This is a genomic window from Shewanella sp. AC91-MNA-CIBAN-0169 (genome assembly GCF_040310165.1).
Taxonomy (GTDB): Bacteria; Pseudomonadota; Gammaproteobacteria; order Enterobacterales; family Shewanellaceae; genus Shewanella.
Genome location: NZ_JBEOPM010000001.1, coordinates 104,409 through 128,090 on the forward strand (window position 1 = coordinate 104,409; position 23,682 = coordinate 128,090).

Below are 23,682 nucleotides of genomic sequence, written 5' to 3' on the forward strand. Positions count from 1 at the left end.
CTCATATTAAGAGCATTTGTTTGGCGGCCTAAGCTTATTGTTATCCTCATAAAGGGAATTAATCTTATGTCTATTCGTATCGCAACCATTAGTGTCACAGTCGGGCTTATTCTGGGCGCCACCCTATTTGGTGCTTCGCAAAGTGAAGCAGAGTCAGTATTTTCGTCATCATCAGAGCAAAACCATACAAATCTTAACTTAGTACAGCAGCAATTGAATCTTGACGCAGGGTCGTTAACTGAGTTAGTCGCTAATACTGGCGCCGGCAAGTTAACGATTGTCGGCGTTGAAGGCCTAAAAGAAGTCACCGTACATGCTGATATCTACACCCAGTCATTGGATCAAGATGACATCGAAATTAAGCTCAGCTTGACCCGAAAAGGTGATAAGGGCTATTTATTATCAGAAATACACAGTGACCAATATTTCGGTGAGTCGCCTTATATTGATTTATTGGTAGAAGTGCCAACAGTGCTCGCATTGAATATTAAAGACGGTTCCGGGCCCATCCAAATAGATGATGTTAGTGCGGATATTGAGTTAATAGATGGTTCTGGCAGTATTGTGATGAACCACATTGGCAAATTGGTTTTAGTTGATGGCTCAGGCTCTATTAATATTTCCGAGGCGAAAGGCGCGATTGAGTTGCAAGATGGCTCGGGATCTATTCGCATTAACCATGTTATTGGTGATGTGAGTATTGAAGATGGTTCGGGTTCAATCAAGGTTAATCAAGTCTCCGGATTAGTTAAGATAAATGATGGTTCCGGTGGCATTGATGTGGCTAACACCAAAGGTTTGACCATTGTTAATTCGGGTTCTGGTAGTGTCGATTATCAAAATATCGATGGCCCACTAACCCTAGACTGATGCTCTGCCACATTAAGCTCAGTTAAATCAAACTTAAGCTTATTTGGTCAAGATGTTCAAGTTAACTGCAACTGCGGCACGCATCATGTATTTTTGTTTCAAAGCCAAGTTTAATCATGGCATGATGCAAGCACGTTATTAGTGAAGTTAGCATTGTTGAAGTAAGAGTTAATCATGGCAAAGAAGTTTTACGTAGTATGGGCCGGTCGAGAAACGGGCATTTTTACCAGCTGGGATGTTACCAAGCGTTCAGTTGATAAATATCCGCAAGCCAAGTACAAATCCTTTGCTACAGAAGCAGAAGCCAAAGCTGCATTTGCTAAATCTCCTGCAAGCAGCATAGGCAAAAGTGTGCCAGTAAAAGCGGCAGGTCGTTCATCGACAAAGGCTGCAGGGGCTGGAACATCAACCAAAACTCTTAGCGCTAATCAAGCTGTGTTAAGCCAATTTGATGTGGTTATTTACACCGACGGTGGTTGCGAACCCAACCCAGGTAAAGCGGGTTCAGGGATGGCAATATACCGAAAAAGCGAGTTAGCCGAATTATGGTTTGGTTTGTTTAATCCTAATGGCACCAATAATACTGCCGAGCTCAATGCGCTGCACCAAGCATTAATTGCGGCTAAAAAGGTCCTAGACGCGGGTGAAACGGTGCAAATCATGAGTGACTCACAGTATTCGATTAAATGTGTTTGTGAGTGGGCATATGGTTGGAAAGCCAAAAGCTGGACCCGAAAAACCGGTGAAATCGCCAATCTGGAGATTATCAAGCAAGCACATGAGCTATATGATGCAATGAAAGCCGATTTAGTACTTCAGCATGTCGCTGCCCATATTGGTATTGAAGGTAACGAGTTGGCAGACAGAATGTCGATTCATGCGATTGATCAACAGCACAAAGGGTTTAGTCAATTTAGTGCGCCACTGGATATCAGTAAAATTCTCGCGTTGCGAACAGGCTAGTTATTGTCGCAATCTCTGTTGAACGCGTTAAATTCTTTAAAACAGAAACACAAAAAAGCCGGAGTTTTCCGGCTTTTGCATGTGTGACTTACGATTACTTAGTATTTTCTTCGTACATTAAATAATGACTTTGCTCCATCCCCAATGATTCATAGGTTTTTTGGGCAATTTTATTGTCATGCTCAACATACAAACGGAAACTGGCGGTGCCACCGTTTTCTGCTGCTAAGTCTTTTACCGCTTGATATAGCTTGCCATAAATACCCTGACGACGATTCTGTGGACGTATATACACACTCTGGATCCAGTAATAATTACTTGCGCGCCAGTCACTCCACTCATAGGTGACCATTAACGATCCGGTAATTTCGCCGTCAACTTCGGCGACTAAATATACCCCACGTTCAGGATGGGTAAGCAGTCCTTCAACACCGCGAGTCAATTGCTCAGTGTCTAATGATAGGTTTTCGGTTTCCATTGCCATGGCTTGGTTAAACTGAACTAGGGCGTGCAGGTCGGCATGTTGGCCTATTCTTATTGTCATGTTTTTCTCGTTTTTATAGGATGATCTGCAGCCATCATAACGCGACACTCAATAAAAGTATTGGCTTGTTGCGTCAGAAAATGTGTACGAAATGAGTTAAGGCTCCAATATTTATGGCTTTAAACAGGATGAAAGACCCAGTTCGATAACGGTAAAATTCATCAATACAAAATCAACATTTTAATGCCTAAAACAAACATATCGATATTGCTTAACCCGCTTGATAGGGTGATTACAACTCCACAATAAAACAGCTGAGTTATATTTGTTCAATATAAAAACTCTCAAATGTTGGTTTTTTTCGGTATAACGAAGATGAAAAATAATCATATTATCGATGTTTTTTGCCGTATTTTTACACGGATTCATGCTGCTAATACTCGGCGTTACGCCAGTCTGTGCGTGGATCAGGGCTTACTTATTTACGGTCCTCCACTAACGTATAATTGAAATTATTGTGACGATGCAGTAATGTGACGCCACGACGATTTAGATCTATGTCACAAACTGCATAAATTGATGGAGATAATTATGAAAGTTGCTGTATTGGGTGCTGCTGGTGGTATTGGCCAGGCTCTAGCTTTACTGTTAAAAACTCAACTGCCTGCGGGCTCAAAGTTGTCTCTATATGACATCGCTCCTGTTACTCCTGGTGTTGCGGTTGACTTAAGTCACATCCCAACAGACGTAGAAGTAAAAGGTTTTGCTGGTCAAGATCCTACAGATGCATTAGTTGGCGCAGACGTAGTGTTAATGTCTGCTGGTGTTGCGCGTAAGCCTGGTATGGATCGTTCAGATCTATTCAACATCAACGCTGGTATCGTGCGTAACCTAATGGAAAAAGTGGCTGTAACTTGCCCTAAAGCATTAGTGGGTATTATTACTAACCCAGTTAATACGACTGTAGCGATTGCTGCTGAAGTATTAAAAAATGCCGGTGTTTATGACAAAAACCGTTTATTCGGTATCACAACACTTGACGTTATTCGTAGCGAAACCTTCATCGCTGAGCTTAAAGGCTTAAACGTTGCTGACGTTAAAGTTAACGTGATCGGCGGACACAGCGGTGTGACTATTCTTCCACTACTTTCTCAAGTTGAAGGTGTTACTTTCACTGATGAAGAAGTAGCAGCAATGACAACTCGCATTCAAAACGCAGGTACTGAAGTTGTTGAAGCTAAAGCCGGTGGCGGTAGCGCAACATTATCAATGGGCCAAGCAGCATGTCGCTTTGGTTTATCATTGGTACGTGGTCTACAAGGCGAAGCTAACGTTGTTGAATGTGCCTATGTTGACGGCGGCAGTGAGCACGCTACATTCTTCGCACAGCCAATCCTACTTGGCAAAAACGGCGTAGAAAAAGTATTACCTTACGGTGAAATCAGCGCATTCGAAGCTAACGCTCGCGATGCAATGTTAGACACCCTTAAAGGTGACATCAAATTAGGCGTTGAATTTGTTAAGTAATTAACAAGTCGATGGTCTAAAAAACGCGAAGCCAAGGCTTCGCGTTTTTTTTGGTTTAAAATGCCTAGCATCTAGTATCTAGCATCTCGGTTTATTGCTATTCGATTATTCACATTGTTTACACCCACAATTCTTCATTGCTACAGGCTCATCATCTAATCTTTCATCGCCTTACCGACATTAGTTTTCCATGTGGATCTAAAGTGCCATTGCTGTTTGGAGCAAAATTCTGCAAGTTACTAATATGTTAAATTTGGAAATCGCTGAAATGAGAAATAAAAAATACAGCTTAACCATGCCACTGCTCTTATTGGGTTGGATTTTTTCGATGCTACCGGCTCAAGCAACCGATACGCCTTATACCCCACTCACCGATTTTGGTGATAATCCTGGTGCGCTGACAAGCTTTTATCTTCCTGTGACGCAAGGCTCAAATGCTTCTCCTGCTGGGGATTTATCTTTGGTGGTGTTATTGCATGGTTGTATTCAAGACGGTGTCGAATTGGCCAACAAAAGTGGCCTAACGTCATTGGCGTTAGAGCATCATTTTGCGGTTTTAGTGCCACAACAAAGCTATGACAATAACGTAAAGGGTTGTTTCAACTGGTTTGCAAGTCAAGATACGCAGATAGACAGTGGTGAAATGTTATCGATAAAAAACATGATAGTAACTACTCAAGAAAAACTAGCTGCCAAGCATGTTTATATCATCGGGTTATCTGCTGGTGGCGCCATGGCGAGTGCGGCAATCGTCAATTATCCAAATCTATTTCAAAGCGGTGCGATCATCGCTGGCTTGCCATATCCCTGTGCCGATAATTTGATCAAAGCCATCTCTTGTATGAAGCAAGGACCAGCGCTATCGGTTGAAGAATTAGCTCAATTTGCTAAAGCAATACACCCTCAACAAACTCGTTGGCCTTCGTTGAGTATCTGGACGGGTGACAGCGACAATGTGGTCAATGCTAACAATGCGCAAATGCTCGCATCTCAATGGCAAGTGTTAACTCAATCTAACGCTAAGCCAACGGTGTCAAATGAATCTGGATACAGTATTTCACGCTGGAAAGATGCTCAAAATAACGCGTCAATCGAACTCGTTACTATTAACGATTTTGGTCATGGCATTGCCGTCAATCCAGACATAAAACATGGAGGTGAAGAAAGTGACTATCTGCTTAGGGCACCCATAAGCAGTGTGACTGAAGTGATTAAGCTTTGGGGGCTTTAATCAAGGTTAAATATATAACATTATGTTTTTGTTATTAATTAATCGTTTGTTTTTTTAATATCTAGACCAACACACATACTACTATAGTACCGATTCAATGTTGTTAAAAATGCTATACAGTCAATATGTGAACAGATAGTAATAAATCAAAATCAGTCGTAAACCAGAATTAGTAGTAAGTAAAACCATTAATAATAAATATTACAACGGGGATCTGTATGAAACAGAATACTATTAAAATGAGCTGTATTGCCTTAGCCATTTCGTCAGTGTTAAGCGCGCAATATGCCGTTGCCGTAGAAGAACAAAATAACAGCGGCGACAAACAACCTGTGTTAGAGCGCATTGAAGTGACAGCACGCAAAACAGTTGAAAGCTTGCAAAATGTACCTGTGGCAGTGACATCGGTCAGTGCTACCGAGTTGGCAGAAAACGGCATCAGCGTGATGACTGAAATTCAGCAGTTTTCGCCCAATACCACATTACAATCTAGCCGAGGCACTAACTCTACGCTTACCGCTTTTATTCGTGGTGTGGGTCAAGAAGATCCACTTTGGGGCTACGAGCCTGGGGTTGGCATTTACATTGATGACGTCTATATTGCGCGTCCGCAAGGTGCAGTGTTAGACATTCTTGACGTACAACGTATTGAGGTACTTCGGGGGCCACAAGGCACGTTGTACGGCAAAAATACCATTGGTGGCGCAATTAAGTATGTTACCAAAAAGATGTCTGGCGATAGTGAATTAAGTCTTAAAGGTACCGTCGGCAGTTATGGCCAAAAAGATGTCAAAGTGGCAGGGCAGTTACCTATTGTTGATGACAAGCTCTATGTCGGTTTTGCCTTTGCGAGTTTAAACCGTGACGGTTTTGGTGAATTTAAAACCTCGGCATTAGATGGCCAAGATACCGAAAACTATAATAAAGATGTAATGGCGGGTCGCTTAAGCGTTGAATACACACCTAACGACGATCTGTTTATGCGTTTTACTTATGATAAAACCCAGGATGACTCCAACTCAAAAGGCGGCTATCGACTACTTCCTAGCTTATTAACTGATGCACCAGTACCTGATAGCAAATATGATTCTTACACCAGTATGCCTACATGGAACAAAGTAGAAACAGAAGGGTGGAGCGCGACGGTCGAATATAACCTCAATGAAAACTGGAGCGTAAAGTCGGTCACAGCCAAGCGTGAAGGCGAGTCACTAACCAACATCGACTTTGATAATACCAGCTTACGTATTTTCGACGTGCCAGCTATCTACGAAGATGAGCAATTTAGCCAAGAGTTTCAGGTGAACTATGTTGGTGACAATCTCAACTTAGTGTCGGGGATTTACTATTTTGACGGTGATTCTTGTGGTGTTTTCGATGCTATTTTAGAAGAAGCCTTTAAAGCATATGGTGGGCTAACTCGTGAGGTGAGTGGTTGTAATAATAGCGAAAGCTACGCTGCTTATGTGCAAGGTTCATACGACTTTACTGAAAAGCTATCGATGACATTAGGCGGCCGTTACACCCGCGAATCAAAAGAAGCCACGGTTTATAATGGCGTGATATTCGATAGTATTTATCCTGAAACGGGCTGGTATCCTGGATTTGTGCGCGATGACGCGTTAATTGAATCTCAAATACCTAAAGTGCTCGATGATGAAGAAACATGGTCTAAATTCAATCCGCGAGTCGGTTTAGAATACCAAGTGAGTGATGACATGATGGTGTTTACCAGCTACTCACAAGGCTTCAAATCGGGTACGTTTAATCCACGAGCAACAGGTGCTGAACCCGCGGTTGATCCAGAAACGGTTAATTCATATGAAATTGGTATGAAGAGCGAATGGAACGATAATCTTCGCGTCAATGCCACGCTATTTTACCTCGATCATAAAGACAGGCAGTTTGTCACGGTGTTACCAGGAGAGGACAGTTCAGACCTTAATCAGCGTTTAGGAAACATCGGTAAGTCTACAGCGACAGGCCTAGAGCTTGAAGTTGAATACGCTGCGACGGATTCACTTAACTTATTTGCTAATCTTGGCTTAATTGACGCCACTTTTGACGAGGTGATTTCATATGACGAGCTGGGTAATAAAATTGATATTAGCGACACTTATACCATTACCAATACCCCAGATACCACTGCAAACCTAGGGTTTAGTTACAGCATTGAAGCTGATGTAGGCAGCTTTATCATTAATGGTAATTACTACTACCGCAGCGATTATGACTTAGCGGTAGTGGACAATCTATTGAGTCAAGATGGATACGGATTGCTGAATTTTGGTGTGAATTGGTATAGCAATGATGGCCATTGGAATGCTGGATTACATTGGAAAAACGTCACTGATGAAGAGTATTTAGTGGGTAACTACGCCTTTGTCACGCCAACAGGCAATGGCGATTTTACGCCAGGGCTAGGCGGCGATAACACCTTAATTGGATATTATGGCGACCCAGAGACCATTTCATTAACCGTTGGCTATGTCTTCTAAAACCTTGTTTAATTGATGTAGATAAGGATAGCCGGTCTCTTTAGAACCGGTTATTCTTTTTATTGCTTATAAAGAGTGAACCATAACAATATCAACGCAATGTTAGGGAGCCAATGATGTCTCAAATTAAAGTGGCCATTGCAGATGACCATCCACTATTTCGTGCCGCGTTAACCCAAGCCGTGCTTAAAAGTGTTAACAATGCACAAGTGCTAGAGGCGGAAAACTTTCAGGAGTTAATCGCTATTGTGGAGCAGCACTCAGATATTGAGCTTATCTTTATTGATTTGCATATGCCGGGAAACGATGGTTTTACTGGACTGACGTTATTGCAAAATCACTTCCCCGATATCGTGGTTATCATGGTGTCCTCTGACGACCAGCCGGAGATTATCCGTAAGGCGATCAATTTTGGCGCCAGTGCTTTCATTCCAAAATCAGCCAATCTAACCCAAATATCGACGGCGATTGATACTGTGCTTGAAGGCGGTGTTTGGCTTCCAGATCACACCAATATCAGTGCCGATCAACACACCGCCGCAGAACATCAACGTTTAGCAAAGCAATTAGCTCAACTCACACCGCAGCAGTACACTGTGCTGGCCAATATTGCCAATGGTAGGCTCAACAAACAAATAGCGTATGATTTAAACATTAAAGAAACCACAGTAAAAAAACATGTCTCAGCGATTTTACTCAAACTCGAAATCAATAATCGCACGCAAGCTGGGCTGGTGTTTCAACAATTAATGATTACTTCAACTGAAAACCAGCAGGTGGATGTACAAGCATAAATCGATTGCCCTAACGAACGGTTATTGTCGCAATGAATAGTTATCGCCATTGATTGCGGTTACTGATCGATAATAAGAATAGCGATAAAAAGAGTTAACCCAAATGCCTCCATATGAGGCATTTTTTGTGGTCATTAATCTATTGAAAATATTAGTTATTCAGGCGTCAGTTGTTTAATGATCCGCTTTAAGGCTATTGCCTTAAGTGGTTTACGCACAAAGCTAAATTGAGCACTGCTGGTGTGTTGCCTAACGGCTTCCGAAGGGTCCGCAGAGCAGATAACACAGGTGGGTTGGTTACGGCTTATCGTCAGGTGATTGGCTAATAAATACTGTACTAAGTCCACACCATTTTTATCATCTTCTAAGTGATAGTCAGCAATAATCAGTTTGGGTTGTGGGTTATTGGCCAATTGCAGTATGGCACTGGGTTGGTCTTTTGCGGTAATGACATTACATCCCCAATCGCTGAGTAATGTAGAAATCGCTTTTAGCATCAGGTCGTCATTGTCGATCACCATTACAGTGATATTAGCGCTGTCACTGCTTATGTCATCTTCGGCTGTTTCAATCACTTTAAGCGGCTTTTTCTGCTGTAATACTCGGGGTATTTCAACACTAAAACACGTCCCTTTGCCTACTTCAGAATGCAGCGATATGTTGATATCCAACAACTTGGAAATTCGTTCACATATCGCCAAACCTAGCCCTAATCCCGGAATTTCACGAGTGAGCTCTAAGCGTTCAAATTCACAAAAAATGGCTTGCTGTTTATCCAGCGGAATACCTGGGCCATTGTCCCAAACTTGGATTAATAAAGCGTGCTCAAGTCGCCTGACGCCTAATAACACTTTAGGGACAAACTCAGTATTGTTAGTCTGCCCGTTTACTTTATTGTCAGGCCTAGAGGTTTGGGATATTACTTGCTGATTGCGTTTGCCTGAAGGTGAATAATGAAACGCATTAGACAAAAAGTTCTGAATAATACGCCGCAGTAGCCTTTGGTCGCTTTCTACAAAACAAGAAGAGACTTGGTAGTTAAAATCAATACCTTGTTGAACCGATAACGCCTTAAATTCATTAACTAACGTTGACAGTAAATCATCAATCGCAAATTGGCTTTTTTCAGTTTTTAGCGAGTTACTGTCTAAGCGAGATATCTCAACCAGATCTGATAGTAAGCTTTCCACCACGTTTAAGGAGTCTTCAATATTGGTTGCCAAGTCATACAGTTCCGTTGATTTAACCCTTTGCTTCAACATTTCAGTGAATAAGGTTAAGGCATTAAACGGTTGCATTAAGTCATGGCTGGCCGCGGCCAAAAAGCGGGTTTTACTGCTATTAGCAGCTTCCGCTTCAGCTTTGGCTTTTTCCAGTTCTTGGGTGCGGCTTTCAACCCGTTTTTCGAGTGTTTCATTGGCCAGTTGTAAGGCTTTTTCTGCTTCAATGTGGGCAGTAATATCAGCAAAAGTACTCACAAAGCCGCCGCCTGGCATGGCTTGGCCGCGAATCTCCAGTACTTTTCCATCTAACATCGTGCGTTGGAAATGATGAGGGCTACCACTGCGCATATGAGCTAAGCGCTTTTCAACTAGCTGGTGAGCCTCGTCACCGACAATAATACCTCTGTCGATATTAAATCTAATCAGCTGTTCAATTTGCAGTCCTGCTTTGACGTAATCTTTAGGGTAATCAAGCAGTTCAATATAGCGTTGATTCCAAGCTACTAAGCGCATATCGGCATCGACAACACTGATGCCTTGCTCAATATTCTCCACGCCAGATTGCAGCAGTTCTCGGTTAAATTCAAAGATTTGGCTGGCTTCATCGACAATGCTAACTACATCTTCTAGTGGCACCTGCTGGCTGCGTGATGCGGCATTCATCACCATTCGGGTAGAGGCTGAACCGAGTACGCCAGACAGTTTTAAGCGAGTATAATCAACAAGCAGTTGTTGCTGATTTTTGCCTGCGAGTTTTTTTGACTCTGCAATAAGAGCATCGGCTTCATCTTTGTTGATAAAACGATTTAATAAACTGGCTAAATCTTCTATAGATAAGTGCCGTTCTAGTTGCACATGTTTTCTATTTACAAATAAATCAGCTTGTAAAACCTCGCCAACGCTTTGCTCTTTAAGCAGAGATATCATCACAAAGCAACCAATGTTAGCCACTAAACTGTAAAATACGCCGTGGCTAATATTGTCCAAACCGGTTAAGCCAAACAAGGCTGTCGGCGTTAGCCATGTGATATCAAATAAGCCAAATTTAACCCAATGAGCATCGGGAAAGGTAACCGGTAACAGTAAGGTATAAAGCCAGACAACACTGCCCATTATTAGCCCCACAAACGCGCCTTGAGTGGTGGCACTTCGCCAATATAAGGCGCCTACTGCGGCGGGGGCAAATTGAGATAACAGTACAAATGACAGCAAGCCAATACTGGCTAGATGATTTTGCTGATCGATAAAACGTTCAAAGGCGAAAGCTGACAAAAGAATGACTGCGATTGAGAATCTGCGTAAATTTAATAAAATGCCGGATAATTGCGGGGTTTGCTGAGAACCAAATTTCGGTAATCGTAATAGCAATGGCGTTAACACTTCTGTCGAAATCATCGTGCTTAGTACAATAGCTGCCACAATCACCATTGCGGTTGCGGCAGCCAGTCCACCGACATAAACCAATATTCCTAACCATGCTTGTTGATAAAAAAGCGGTAATGTCAGCACATAGGTATCGGCACCAACACTGCCACCCGGGAAGCTAAGCTGTCCGGCTAATGCAATCGGCAACACAAAAATATTAATCAATAACAGGTATAATGGCACCATCCAACGTGCTGATTTAAGCTCTTTGTCATGATTGTTTTCAATCATCATCATATGAAATTGTTGCGGTAACGCATAGATAGTAATCGCACCCAAAATAACCTGAGAAACCACAAGGTAAGTCGAGTCTGATTGGCTGGTTTGTTTAATATGTTGGCCTTGAGTCAGTAAATCACCAAAGCCATCGAATATAAAGAAAGTGGCAAAAATACCCACGGCGGTCAGGGCAAATAACTTCACGATAGAGCTAAATGCAATAGCCAGTACTAAGCCTTGATTGTGTTTACTGGCAGACAGCTGGCGGGTGCCGAATAAAATACTAAAGATAATTAATACAATCGTTACCACAAATGCAGTGCTAATACCGGACTGAAACGTACCGGTTAGTAAATCAAAGCTGGTACTAATCGCTCTTAGCTGCAATGCGATATAAGGAATGGTGCCAAGTAGTGACACGATGGCAACGCTGGCAGCAATTTTAGGCGAACGGTCAAAACGGCACGCAATAAAGTCGGCAATAGAGGTCAAGTTTTGGCTTTTAATTATTTGCAGCGTGCGCATTAGCATAGGCCAAGCAAGCACCAAACAAATGATCGAACCAATATAAATGGGGGCCAGCCATGCGCCAGTTGTTGCTGCTTGTCCAACGGTGCCATAAAACGCCCATGATGTGCAGCATACCCCTAACGACAGGCTATAGACCCACGGCTTTTGGGTTAATTTTTTTATGGAACGATTTTGCCCCCACTGTGCAACCACAAACAGCATTGCAAGATAAGCAATCGAAATTGAACTAATTAACCAAGTATCAATAGATAACCAAGCCTGCAAGTTATTCCCCAATTATTTTTATTGTTTATCCTTGCGAAACTACACTAGACGCCCTGTTTGATAAAGATTTTTAACGATGCGGTGCACTAAGGTAGTACTTATTTATCCATACCCATCAGATAACATGATTTAACTCCATTAGTGTCATTTAAGGTTCCGATAACGCCTATGAAAATAACCCATAGATATTTGGTCGAAGGTTTAGTCTTTACGAGTTATGTGCTTTTTGCCATGGCATGGGTTGGCGGCACTGCCAGCATGAACAACATTATGGCATCGATGCACATTGAGAGTTTAGCGTCGGCAAGTTTTATCAGTGGTGCAGTCACGCTCGCTAAAATAGTCGGTACGTTTAGTGCTGCATATGTGGCGGTAAAGTTTGGAATAAAGTACGCCTTTTTGTTAGCCGCGTTATTAATTGTTGTCGGGATAGTAACGCCTTTAGCGACGAGTTATGAGTTACTGCTGGTGAGCCGATTTTTAATGGGCTTGGGCGGAGCCTTTATGATTGTGTACTTTAACCCTATTGTGATGCTGTGGTTTGCACCTGAAGACCGTCCGGTAGTTAATGGTTTGAATGCGGTAGCATTTAACGTAGGCACAGCGATTATTTTATGGGGCATGACTAGTATTAACACCCTCACCGGTAGCTGGCAAAATAGCTTAGTGTTGTTTTCAGGCGCGAGCTTGATACTGGCAATTGTGTGGTTACTGGTTAAGTTTGATGCTCCACAATCTGCAAATAATGCCTCTGGGGTAGAGCCTGCCATTTACGGTTATCTTGAGGGCTTAAAAGATACATTTAATTGGGCTTATGCTTTTACTTATTCTGGGCTGCTTTCGTTTTATATTTGTCTATTCACTTTCTATCCTCAAGCGGGCATAAGCCAAAGCAAATGGGTGATTGGTTTTGGTATTGTCGGCACAATTGCGGGAATGTTGTATAGCCGCAAAAATCCGTTACGTCTTCCTATTCTTCGCTTAAGTGGTTTGATTATTTTTATTACCGTTTTAGGCTTATCTTTTAGCACAGAGCCTTGGCTGCAAATAACATGCGCTATCATATTGGGCTTTTTTATCTTTTTCCCTGTGACTGCATTAGTGTCTATTCCTCACGAACTCCCTGACATGACGGGGCAAAAAATCACTGTGGTGTTTAGCCTGTTTTGGTCAATCAGCTATCTGGTTTCGACTATTGTGTTGTGGGTGTTTGGTAAATTGGTTGATTTAAACAATGGCAGTTATGTCAGTTCATTTGTGATGATCACGATACTCAGCGGCACAGTGTTTGTTGGCAGCTATTTTCTACCTGAAACAGGAAAACCAAAGGAGTTAACCTAATGCGAGGAACCGTTTCCCCCAAACTCACTGATTTTCTGGCGTTAGCCAACAGCAATATCGCCTTGGCTAAACAGAATAATGTCCAATTTACACCGACAATTTTGCGCCAAAATCTAGATAAACTCGGCGCACTAATGAGTGATTCGCCAGCGATGAGCTACATTGCAGATAAAATGCTAACGTTACCCGACCGTACTATTCCCGTCAGGATTTATAGCCCTGCGCCAGATGAACCTTTGCCAGTGTTATTGCATTTTCATGGTGGTGGGCACATGTGTGGCAGTGTGGTGCTTTACGATCCTATTTGTCGTCACCTTGCTTGCGTAGCGCAGTGTGTAGTGATATCTGTCGAATACCGGCTCGCGCCTGAATATCCATATCCTGCAGGGATTGATGACTGCGAACAGGTATTAATACGTTACGCTGAGTTACTGGGTGATGTTAACCATCAACACAATGTCACTATTATTGGTGACAGTGCTGGTGGCGCCATTTGCACCAGTTTAAGCATGAAAAGTTTGACCGATAAGCGGATTAACATCGACCAACAAATTCTTATTTACCCGAGTGTCGATTACACCTTAAACAGCCCATCATTAGACAGTAATGGCACTGGATTCTTACTCGAAACCACTCGTATAAAGTGGTATTTCGAGCAGTACTTTCAATCTACCGATGTAGATGTCATTAAACAGGCTTCACCTTTGTTTGGGGCTATGTCTGTTAAATTGCCTAAAACCCTTATTTTTACTGCAGGCTGCGATCCGCTTCGGGATGAAGGCATAGCCTATGCGAAGGCCTTAACTGCTACTGGTGTTGATGTTGAACATCATTCGTTCGACGGCATGATCCACGCCTATATGTTGCTGCACGATGTAGTGAAAGATGAATGCATGGCAACCTATCAACACATTGCTAAATTCATGGCCTAGTTTGTCATCATTAATTGAAGCCTTGCCTGTTAGGCATTAAAAAGCCCTTATCGATGTGAATAAGGGCTAACATTGAATATAACGCTACCATTTTATAGAACAATAACTCCAAGCTTATTGCGCTGTCCACGCACCATCCATTGGCAAAGCTGCACCGGTAATGCCTCTTGCGGCACCGCCACAAAGAAATAAAACAAACTCACCGATTTGTCTCGGTGCCAGCATTTCTGGTAACGGCTGCTTGGCTGTCACGAGTTGATATTTAGCGTCTTCATAACTCAAATTTTTATCGCTTGCTATGCTGTCAATTTGTTTGCCGATAAGCGGCGTATCCACCCATCCAGGGCAAATTGCGTTGACGGTAATTCCTTGTTCAGCGCATTCAATCGCGACCACCTTGGTTAAGCCAATAATTCCATGTTTTGCTGCACAATAGGCTACCTTATTGGCCGAGGCGACTAAGCCATGTACTGAGGCAATATTGATAATTCGTCCCCACTTTTTTTCAGCCATTGCAGGCACGACTTGTTGAATCGTATGGAAAGCGGAAGACAAGTTAATCGCAATGATGTCATTCCACTTTTCGACCGGAAAGTTCGCTACATCCTGGGTGTGCTGAATCCCAGCATTGTTAACCAAAATATCAATACTGCCTAATGCACTCATCGCACTGTCCATAAACGCATGTATGCAGTTAGCGTCTCTCAAGTCTGCATTGCTGAAAAAGGTCTTTATTTGGTATTGGGTTGCAAACTCAGCTGCTAAAGTCTGCCCTTCATCTTGCGCCATTAAGCCATGCAATACGATATGACAACCTTGTTCGGCAAGTACATGCGCTGTCGCCAGGCCAATGCCGCTAGTTGAGCCGGTAATAAGTGCCACTTTCCCTTTGAGTCCAGTTTGTAACGTCGACATAGTATCGGTTCCCTTAATTCAATAGCGGCAATGACAAGGTATGCCATCAACCTATGTGTCATGTTTCATTGCGAGATCATGTCTAGTGCATATTCTCACTAACATCTGATTTAGTACTTTCAGAATAAAGCAATTACAGCACTATTTAATTGGCACCTTAGTACCATAAGAACAGGGAAATAGTTGTCGATACATTGAAGGGGAGTCGATGGTTTATTAAACAACATCGACAGGGTCATCAACAGGGTCTACATTTTTTGATTATTGAGTTCTTGGTCAAAAAATTCTTAGTGGATAGGCGGGAACATCACCAACTAATCTCTTTGCCTTGCCAATCTAAGTAACTGGCTTGGCCGTTGGGCTCAATATCGGCCATGATGTTAAACAGCTGGCTGGCAACAAATTCTGGGGTAAAAAGCTTGCCTGCAGGCACATTAGCCTGAAAAGGTTTTGATAATGGTGTGTCAGTAGTGCCAGGATGAAACGCGATGAGTTTGACTCGTTTAAGGCGTCTGGCATATTCAACCGCAGTGGTTTTGATTAGCATGTTTAACGCGGCTTTTGAAGCGCGATAGCCATACCAGCCGCCTAAACGGTTATCTGAAATACTGCCAACTCGGGCACTCAATAAACTGATCACACACTTTGGGCTGTCTATCTTATGAGGTTGCTGTAGCAGTAACTCGGTTAAGGCGCTTAACCACAACATCGGCACAATACTGTTAGCGTAAAACAGTTGCTGTAAGGCATCACTGTTAATGTCTTCAATGCGTTTTTCAGGCATTAAATGAGTTTTGTCTGTGGTTTCATTATCTGTGCGTTCATTAGTCGTTTTAGAGTGCAAAATACCATTACAGATGATGATTTTTTTAATGGTGCCAACCATCGATGACATGTCTGCAATACAACGAGAAATTGAGGCTTGTTGATAATCGCAGCTAACATGATGGTGAGTGACATTATTGGCCAGGGCAGGCAGTGTCATTACAGGCAGTGTCAGTGAAGATTGACGGCTCACGGAGATAATGGTTAACGCTAAATCTGGCTCTTTTTTCGCGATGGCTTGGCTAATAAAAGCTTGTGCTATAAGCGATGAAGCGCCAATCACAATAATGGTTTCTGTTGTCGTTGAATCGCTCATGCTGTTTACCCTTACTTTACTTTATTTTACAGTTACCGTTATCACAGCGTTTTTGACCTGTAAGCAAATAAGATATACGGTAGCGATTACGGGCGAAGGCCAAATACGCAAGGTCAGCAACAGGTTTAATCAGCGGTAACCGTAATAATTTTATCCAACCATGCTTACCAGTTAAGCCCCATGCTTTGGCTGTTACATCTAAACCATATAGCCAGCTGCCATCAGCTTGTAACCCATGAAGCACGGTATTGGCTTTTAATACATCTAAATCAGGGAAACGCAGATTAATATCATCGGCGTTAATGTCTTCAAGGCCGATGCGGTTTAAACGGTCATATCGCTTTAATTGCTTCATTTCATTGAGGCACAGCGGGCAAGTGCCATCGTAAAAAATAGTCAGTTCCATCATTTACCTCATTTATGTTATTGCTTGCTTGAACACCTATACTGACTATTGTACGCCTCAAACATCAAGCCAGATTACATTTGTTTCCATGATCGAGATTACACACAAATTACCGAGGTTTATGATCTTTCTATTTCACTTCGGCGTATATATCCAAAACAATTCACAAGGGCTCAATAATGCCATTAAGCCAAGCCATTATTAAGGTCACCAATTTACGCTTACGTACGTTTATTGGATTTAACCAAGACGAACGCGAAAAGCAGCAAGACGTGGTGATCAATATCGAGATCCATTATCCAGCCGATCGATCGTTTCAAACCGACGACGTTGCTGATGCGCTAAACTACAAAGTGATCACCAAAAAAGTGATCCAGCATGTAGAAGAAGGCCGTTTTTTATTACTGGAAAAATTGGTTGCCGACGTATTAGATATTTGTCGGGAGCACCCAACTGTTACCCTGGCCAGAGTCACTATTGATAAGCCCCATGCACTGCGCTTCGCCGATTCAGTATCGTTATCTTTAGAGTATCAAGCCTAACCACTATTTAAGGATGTTATTATGACGACCATTAATGACATAACGCGCGCAGAGTTGTCTGCAGAAGCATTAAAAGTACAACAAGCATTGGTTGCTCATGGCCTTGAAACGCCATTAGTGCCAAATGATATGACCAGCGAGCAAAAATATCAGCGTATTAAAGGCTTAATGACCGAAGTTGTGTCAACCTTAGGGCTGGATTTAACCGACGACAGCTTAGCTGAAACACCGCACCGCATTGCCAAGATGTACGTTAATGAGATTTTCTCGGGCCTCGATTATGCTAATTTCCCAAAAATCACTCAAATCGATAATAAGATGGGTGTAGAAGAAATGGTAAAAATTAGCAATATCAGTGTGGTGAGTACTTGCGAACATCACTTTATTACCATCGATGGTTTCGCAAAAGTGGCTTACATTCCTAAAGATAACATTATCGGCTTATCGAAAATTAACCGTATCGTGCGATTTTTTGCCCAGCGCCCACAAGTACAAGAGCGCTTAACTCAGCAGATACTAGTGGCGCTGCAAACGTTATTGGCGACCGATGATGTCGCTGTGAGCATTAACGCCACCCATTACTGCGTAAAATCTCGCGGCATTATGGATACCTCATCAAGCACGCAAACCACAGCACTTGGTGGTTGCTTTAAGGCCAATCCCGCTAGCCGAGCAGAGTTTCTAGCATAGCTTTTAGCGTAATGTTTAGACATATAACCAGCTAGCATAACGTTTAGACATAACCAGCTAGCATAATGTTTAGACATAACCAGCCTGAACTCGGAATCGCTTGCGCCACAGCATGCCTTTTAAAAATGACTTCACATAATGAAGTCATTTTTTTATCACCCATTACACTATCGATAGTCATTATTACGCGCTAGGATGGTTTATTCTTAGATAACCATCTAATTTAATTATGATAAAGGCTCAATGTATCAGAGCTAAAATTAAGAGAGCATTATGGAACGTACAATACTGATCACTGGCGTAGGTAAACGCATAGGTTATGCACTGGCCAAATATTATTTGGCACAAGGTCATCATGTCATTGGCACTTATCGTACTCATTATGACAGCATTGAACAGCTCGGTAAGTTGGGTGCGAGTTTACATTCATGCGACTTAACCGATGCGGCATCTATTGATGGATTAATTACTCACATCAATGAGCATCATGATCGCCTCGATACCATTATTCATAATGCGTCAGACTGGTTACCCGACAACAACGGCTTAAGCCCGGCAGACACTATGACGCGAATGATGCAAATTCACGTATCAGCGCCGTATCAAATCAATCTTGCCTTAGCGCCATTACTGATTAGCGCAGCTAAAACCAATGACGACAGCATAGGTGCCAGCAACATTATTCACATGACAGATTACGTCGCCGAAAAGGGCAGTAAAAAGCACATCGCCTATGCCGCCAGTAAAGCAGCACTGCATAACATGACACTGTCATTTGCTAGCTTGTTAGCACCGCATGTTAAAGTAAACGCCATTGCTCCCGCGATGATTTTATTTAACCAAGATGACGATGATGCCTATAAAGTCAAAGCATTGGCTAAAGCCATATTGCCTAAAGAAGCCGGAAATGCAGAAATCATTTCCTTAGTCGATTATTTGCAGGCCAGCCATTATGTTACCGGCCGCAGCTATGCTGTTGATGGCGGCAGGCATTTAAAATAATCCATAAAACGCCAAGTGCTAATGTGCGGGGCAATGTTGACGTTAATTTGTTATAGACTTCTAGATGGCTAATTGGTAGTGTGGATATTAATCAGTATCCACACTCGCTATTATCGAAAGGAAGTCACTATGTCTGCAGAAAACATGAAGCTGGAATCATTGGCGCTACATTATGGCTACGAGTCTGAAGCTACCACCAAAGCCGCCGCGGTGCCGATATACCAAACCACCTCATATACCTTCGATGATACCCAGCACGGTGCCGACCTGTTCGATTTAAAAGTGGCTGGCAATATATACACCCGCATAATGAATCCTACTACTAGTGTGTTAGAGCAACGCTTAGCCGCCATTGAAGGCGGCATCGGTGCGCTTGCAGTGGCATCAGGCATGGCCGCCATTACTTATGCTATCCAAGCGTTAACACAAGTGGGCGACAACATTGTCAGCACTAGCCAGTTGTACGGCGGCACGTATAACTTATTTGCCCATACACTGCCACGCCAGGGCGTTGAAGTCCGTATGGCGGCGTTTGATGACTTTGATGGCCTCGACGCGTTAATTGACGACAACACCAAAGCCTTGTTTTGCGAATCAATTGGTAACCCGGCCGGTAATATTGTCGACTTACAGCGTTTGGCTGATATTGCTCACAAACATGGGGTACCATTAATTGTCGATAACACCGTAGCGACGCCAGTATTGTGCCGCGCATTTGATCATGGTGCCGACATTGTTATCCATTCGCTCACTAAATACATTGGCGGCCACGGCACAACCATTGGCGGGGTGATTATTGACTCGGGTAAATTTGACTGGGTTGCCAACAAAAAACGTTTTGCGATACTTAACGAACCTGATCCGTCTTATCACGGCGTGGTGTATACCGACGCCTTTGGACCCGCCGCTTATATTGGCCGTTGCCGAGTAGTACCACTGCGTAATACTGGTGCTGCGTTATCACCGCACAGTTCATTCTTATTACTACAAGGCTTAGAAACCTTAAGTTTACGCATGGAACGTCACTGCAGTAATGCGCTTACGCTAGCCGAATATCTCCAGCAACACCCTAGTATTAGCTGGGTTAATTACGCAGCACTACCAGACAGCCCACACCATGCAACTTGTCAAAAAATCACTGGTGGTAAAGCCTCTGGTATTATTAGTTTTGGCATTAAAGCTGCTAACGCAGAAGCGGGTAAAGTAGCTGGTGGTAAGTTTATTGATGCGCTGCAAATGGTGCTACGTTTGGTCAATATTGGTGACGCTAAATCGTTAGCTTGTCATCCCGCCAGTACCACCCATCGCCAGTTAGACAGTGCCGAATTAGCCAAAGCCGGTGTATCAGAAGATTTAGTGCGTATTTCTGTGGGAATTGAGCACATCGACGACATCATTGCCGATGTCAGCCAAGCATTAGAGAAAGCAATTGTGTAAGTCCATTTTTAGTCTAATCAGTTAACTAAAAAGCCCCATCAATAGCGTTTATTGATGGGGCTTTTTCCATTCTGTTATGTTTGATTTTTACCTTCTACAAAGTCTAGTTGGTATGTAAGAGGAATCAGCAGTATCAAGGTGTCTCCGTCCAAAGTGTCCGAAATAGCGTGATGAAAATGCCGTAGTGACATCATGGCCTTTATCACACATCCCTGTGTTTCAAGGCATGTAGACTCCTGTCTTGCAGATATGTAACAGGCTCGGGGGTACATGGTCGTTTTTTGACATCCATGTCATCACGACATTCGTCAGTCCATTCACATCAGATGTACCATCTGAGTCGTTAGGTGATTTTCATTATGCTATGAGGACGAACACTTTGCCGGAGCTGCCGGGGTGATCCAAGAGGGGGAAGCCGTTTTCCCCTTCTTGGTCTGGTGTGGGCGAAGCGCCACGACCTTAATAGTATTAAGCTATTTTAAATAGTCAATCTTCTCGTTGGGGTAATAATCACGGGTAAAGGAATATCCCAAAAATCAGTAGGCACTTGGCTGACTTGCTGACAGTCGTGGGCAAAGCCTACGGCTAACGGCTTGTTATCGACCACTTGTGCCAAGGTGCGGTCATAATATCCGCCGCCCATGCCCATGCGATTTCCGTGTTCATCAAAGGCAACTAGCGGAGTGATGATCATATCGAGCTTATCAACGGTAATGACATGCTGCACATTAAGCTGTGGCTCGCTAATACCATATTGGTTGTTAACCATCACCGAGTCGCGATCGTAACGCACAAATAACAAATTGCCCTTACTAAACGGATGAATACGCGGCAAATAGAGATTAATGTCGACATCCCATAACGCTTCAATCAGTTTTTGAGTAGCAAGTTCACCATCGTGAGTGACATACAAGGCAACATGCTGAGCCGACTGTGCCTGAATTTCAGCTAACATATGACGGCTGGCAATTAAGGCTAATTGATTTTGTTCTTCAGCGCTGAGGCTATTACGTTCTTGTCTTACATGGCGACGAATATTATCGCGACTCATGTCGACACTTTCAAATACGGGGTCTTCGAGTTCGGTTGGCGTGGCAAAATAGCTGATGCGTGCCGAAGAGGTTGACGTAACAGGACGATTGTCCTTGTTAGCCATAAAACGCGTGATACTCATATATTAGGAGTACTCCATCACTTACAAATTAAAAACACCAAAACACAGTATGAAAGTAGATTATCGCTTTCTGAGTCGATATGAAAGCACAGGTTAATCTTCTGCTAATGTTGCTACAAAATTTAGCCTCTGCTCTGCATATCGAACCTAAATACGTAACACTATTTATCCATATTCATTGATTTTAGTAGCACTGGGCTATCGTAATCCGCCACCATTGTTTTTGCTTTTAACCAAAAACGTCTACGGGTTAAAAAGTAAGTAAAGCTAATTGATAACAAGCCCCACTCAAAGACATTGTGCTTCATAAAATCCAAGGCCGATGTTAATAGCTTCGTCACCTCACGGGCATAATGAGTATGATCTACCACAAAACCATACGTTGGATTTATCACGTAAAGCCCATATTGAATGGCGCAGTAAATACCCAGCCCAGCCAATAAACCAAACAGTTTGCCGTACCATCTTTTAGGTTTTTTCACCCCAAAAATAAGTAAGTAAACACCGACTAATAGCGAGCCACTCACTAAGGTGCTAGCGATGGTGGGTGAGTGTCTAAGTAGCTCTAACGTATTGTAATAAGATGAAAGGCCGATGTGTGGTAATAATAGTGTGATGCTAATCGCCAATAACCAGATTTTGGTTTTACCGATATTTTTCCAATACCACTTCTTTACGCTCTTATAGCTTAACCACAGCAGTCCAAAGACAAACGCATAATTCACATAAGCGGGGAGTCCAAATAAACCAAATTTCATCATCAATAATGCCATTATCCATTCTGGCACTTGTGTCACACTCATGCGGTGACCCGTTTCAGCGGCAAATAAAGGAAATAACAGCGCGATCAACATCCCTAACGTGAAGAACAAATAAGTGTACTTCACTAAGCTTAAAAACATGTTTGGGGCAATGCCCTTAACGCTCTGCTTTTTTAACGTAGTGACTAAGTGTTGATAGTTAGAGATAACAGCATCGTTAATCTCATTTGATACCCAATTTTCTGTTAATAACGCAATTTGAGTATTGGTGGTGTTCGCTTCAATAATGTCTTTTATGGCAGGTGTTGCTAATACATCTTTGTCGGTTTCTTGGTCATTGCCTGTCAATTTCTGCGCCACAAACCATACTGCAGGATCGTAAACACCACCGGCATTATGGGTAGTGTCATTCTTACCTGCAAAACACATTGTTGTATCGACTTTATCTACCGTCGCGGTAAATTGTAACGTCGGCAGTTTAGCGGTAAAAGCATAAATAAAAGTACAACCATCAAGGGTACCCTCAACGTCAACTTCAGTTATCTCGGTCAAATGATAAACTAAGTCTAAACCATTATTTTTAACGAATTCAGAGGTCCACTCGTGATAGTCGTTACTATTATAAGCCCATTTAGTGCTACGTTTGGCATCACCATCAATGGTGTAACTGTAATAGAGATAACCACCACCATTACAAGTATTACAGGTTACAGAACCTGAGCCGCTGCAGGTATTACAGGTTTTTTTACCACTTCCCCAGCAGGATGTGCATGATTCTGTCGTGTAAACCGTGCGATTATTATGGCTGTCGTAACGCGACACACTAATGCGGCCGCTGCCACTACAACCGGTACAAGAATTCTTGCCAGAGCCATGGCAATTAGAACAGCTTTGTGACCCCGAACCACTGCAGTTGTAACACACTTTGCTGCCTACATAGGTTTCTGGTGCAGATTTTAAGTCTCTATTTCGTATCAAAAAATTGCTAGAAATATCAGGCCCAAGAATGTTTAAAAAGCGATCGTTAAATAACGAGTTTTGTCCGCTAGCATACTCTTTTGCTTTGTCGTGGGCGTAATCCCTCGCATTCGATGCACTACCAGATTTAATGCCATTCGGACAATAGGCGCCATGTTCGTGTTGACTCACCCCAACTTCAATCGTCCACCCAAAAGTAAACTTAAGTTGAGGCAGTTTTGTTTGTTCGTTGCTTAATATTACTGGTACGTCTACACCAGTTAGATCTTTACCGTTGCTGCGGATAAATCGTTGGAATTGTTCTAATTTACTCACGTAATACTTCCTATAAACA

At 42.7% G+C, this 23,682-nt stretch carries 19 protein-coding genes; 12 read left to right on the plus strand and 7 right to left on the minus strand.

The window, feature by feature from the left end:
- Positions 1–66 precede the first annotated feature (66 nt).
- Together AAEY98_RS00480 and AAEY98_RS00485 are read left to right on the plus strand one after the other, a co-directional pair.
- Positions 67–870 carry a DUF4097 family beta strand repeat-containing protein gene (locus tag AAEY98_RS00480; RefSeq protein WP_101086058.1) on the plus strand — a complete coding sequence of 268 codons (804 nt, stop codon included), beginning with the start codon at positions 67–69 and terminating at the stop codon, positions 868–870.
- 174 nt (positions 871–1,044) lie between these two features.
- Complete coding sequence (locus tag AAEY98_RS00485; RefSeq protein WP_351014459.1) at positions 1,045–1,833, plus strand: ribonuclease H1 domain-containing protein; 789 nt, start codon at positions 1,045–1,047, stop codon at positions 1,831–1,833.
- 94 nt (positions 1,834–1,927) lie between these two features.
- Here the strand turns inward: AAEY98_RS00485 and AAEY98_RS00490 are convergent, their stop codons facing one another.
- A complete protein-coding gene (locus AAEY98_RS00490) occupies positions 1,928–2,377 on the minus strand; it encodes a GNAT family N-acetyltransferase (RefSeq protein ID WP_192115495.1) in 450 nt (149 codons plus the stop codon).
- 531 nt (positions 2,378–2,908) lie between these two features.
- Between AAEY98_RS00490 and mdh the strand changes: the two genes are divergently transcribed.
- From mdh to AAEY98_RS00510, 4 genes are all read left to right on the plus strand, one after another.
- Positions 2,909–3,844 (plus strand): malate dehydrogenase, encoded by a 936-nt coding sequence (gene mdh, locus AAEY98_RS00495; protein ID WP_011638612.1) that lies wholly within the window; start codon positions 2,909–2,911, stop codon positions 3,842–3,844.
- A gap of 268 nt (positions 3,845–4,112) precedes the next feature.
- Entirely contained in the window at positions 4,113–5,075 is a 963-nt protein-coding gene (locus AAEY98_RS00500) for an extracellular catalytic domain type 1 short-chain-length polyhydroxyalkanoate depolymerase (protein ID WP_350998058.1), read from the plus strand.
- A gap of 218 nt (positions 5,076–5,293) precedes the next feature.
- Positions 5,294–7,573, plus strand: coding sequence for a TonB-dependent receptor (locus tag AAEY98_RS00505; RefSeq protein ID WP_351014461.1), 2,280 nt, complete (start codon positions 5,294–5,296; stop codon positions 7,571–7,573).
- 116 nt (positions 7,574–7,689) lie between these two features.
- On the plus strand, positions 7,690–8,367 hold the full coding sequence (locus AAEY98_RS00510; protein ID WP_101086054.1) for a response regulator transcription factor: 678 nt from the start codon (positions 7,690–7,692) through the stop codon (positions 8,365–8,367).
- Positions 8,368–8,522: 155 nt separating this feature from the next.
- On the opposite strand, the gene AAEY98_RS00515 is transcribed toward AAEY98_RS00510, so the two are convergent.
- A complete protein-coding gene (locus AAEY98_RS00515; protein ID WP_351014463.1) occupies positions 8,523–12,029 on the minus strand; it encodes a hybrid sensor histidine kinase/response regulator in 3,507 nt (1,168 codons plus the stop codon).
- Between the two features lie 168 nt (positions 12,030–12,197).
- Here AAEY98_RS00515 and AAEY98_RS00520 point away from each other — a divergent pair, with 168 nt between their 5' ends.
- Together AAEY98_RS00520 and AAEY98_RS00525 are read left to right on the plus strand one after the other, a co-directional pair.
- Positions 12,198–13,370 carry an MFS transporter gene (locus AAEY98_RS00520; protein ID WP_351014465.1) on the plus strand — a complete coding sequence of 391 codons (1,173 nt, stop codon included), beginning with the start codon at positions 12,198–12,200 and terminating at the stop codon, positions 13,368–13,370.
- Positions 13,370–14,302 (plus strand): alpha/beta hydrolase, encoded by a 933-nt coding sequence (locus AAEY98_RS00525; RefSeq protein ID WP_351014467.1) that lies wholly within the window; start codon positions 13,370–13,372, stop codon positions 14,300–14,302. The genes AAEY98_RS00520 and AAEY98_RS00525 overlap by 1 nt, the downstream gene beginning before the upstream one ends.
- Before the next feature lie 114 nt (positions 14,303–14,416).
- Here AAEY98_RS00525 and AAEY98_RS00530 read toward each other — a convergent pair whose 3' ends face one another.
- From AAEY98_RS00530 to AAEY98_RS00540, 3 genes are all read right to left on the minus strand, one after another.
- Positions 14,417–15,217: a 3-hydroxybutyrate dehydrogenase gene (locus AAEY98_RS00530; protein WP_162022340.1), complete on the minus strand. Its 801-nt coding sequence runs from the start codon at positions 15,215–15,217 to the stop codon at positions 14,417–14,419.
- Between the two features lie 307 nt (positions 15,218–15,524).
- Positions 15,525–16,358, minus strand: a complete 834-nt coding sequence (locus tag AAEY98_RS00535) for an SDR family NAD(P)-dependent oxidoreductase (RefSeq protein WP_351014469.1) — start codon at positions 16,356–16,358, stop codon at positions 15,525–15,527.
- A gap of 16 nt (positions 16,359–16,374) precedes the next feature.
- Entirely contained in the window at positions 16,375–16,764 is a 390-nt protein-coding gene (locus tag AAEY98_RS00540) for a thiol-disulfide oxidoreductase DCC family protein (RefSeq protein ID WP_101086048.1), read from the minus strand.
- Positions 16,765–16,943: 179 nt separating this feature from the next.
- Between AAEY98_RS00540 and folX the strand changes: the two genes are divergently transcribed.
- The 4 genes from folX (at position 16,944) to AAEY98_RS00560 (ending at position 20,435) form a co-directional block, all read left to right on the plus strand.
- The gene (gene folX, locus AAEY98_RS00545) at positions 16,944–17,306 is read left to right on the plus strand and encodes a dihydroneopterin triphosphate 2'-epimerase (protein ID WP_101086047.1); all 363 of its coding nucleotides are present in this window, start codon (positions 16,944–16,946) and stop codon (positions 17,304–17,306) included.
- 21 nt (positions 17,307–17,327) lie between these two features.
- Positions 17,328–17,996, plus strand: a complete 669-nt coding sequence (gene folE, locus AAEY98_RS00550; RefSeq protein WP_101086046.1) for a GTP cyclohydrolase I FolE — start codon at positions 17,328–17,330, stop codon at positions 17,994–17,996.
- A 273-nt stretch (positions 17,997–18,269) separates the two neighbouring features.
- Positions 18,270–18,998 carry a dihydromonapterin reductase gene (gene folM, locus AAEY98_RS00555; protein WP_162022342.1) on the plus strand — a complete coding sequence of 243 codons (729 nt, stop codon included), beginning with the start codon at positions 18,270–18,272 and terminating at the stop codon, positions 18,996–18,998.
- Positions 18,999–19,142: 144 nt separating this feature from the next.
- On the plus strand, positions 19,143–20,435 hold the full coding sequence (locus AAEY98_RS00560) for an O-acetylhomoserine aminocarboxypropyltransferase/cysteine synthase family protein (RefSeq protein ID WP_351014773.1): 1,293 nt from the start codon (positions 19,143–19,145) through the stop codon (positions 20,433–20,435).
- 478 nt (positions 20,436–20,913) lie between these two features.
- Here the strand turns inward: AAEY98_RS00560 and AAEY98_RS00565 are convergent, their stop codons facing one another.
- Together AAEY98_RS00565 and AAEY98_RS00570 are read right to left on the minus strand one after the other, a co-directional pair.
- Positions 20,914–21,609 (minus strand): 5-formyltetrahydrofolate cyclo-ligase, encoded by a 696-nt coding sequence (locus tag AAEY98_RS00565; RefSeq protein WP_351014471.1) that lies wholly within the window; start codon positions 21,607–21,609, stop codon positions 20,914–20,916.
- A 161-nt stretch (positions 21,610–21,770) separates the two neighbouring features.
- The gene (locus AAEY98_RS00570) at positions 21,771–23,663 is read right to left on the minus strand and encodes a hypothetical protein (protein WP_192115502.1); all 1,893 of its coding nucleotides are present in this window, start codon (positions 23,661–23,663) and stop codon (positions 21,771–21,773) included.
- Positions 23,664–23,682: the final 19 nt, after the last annotated feature.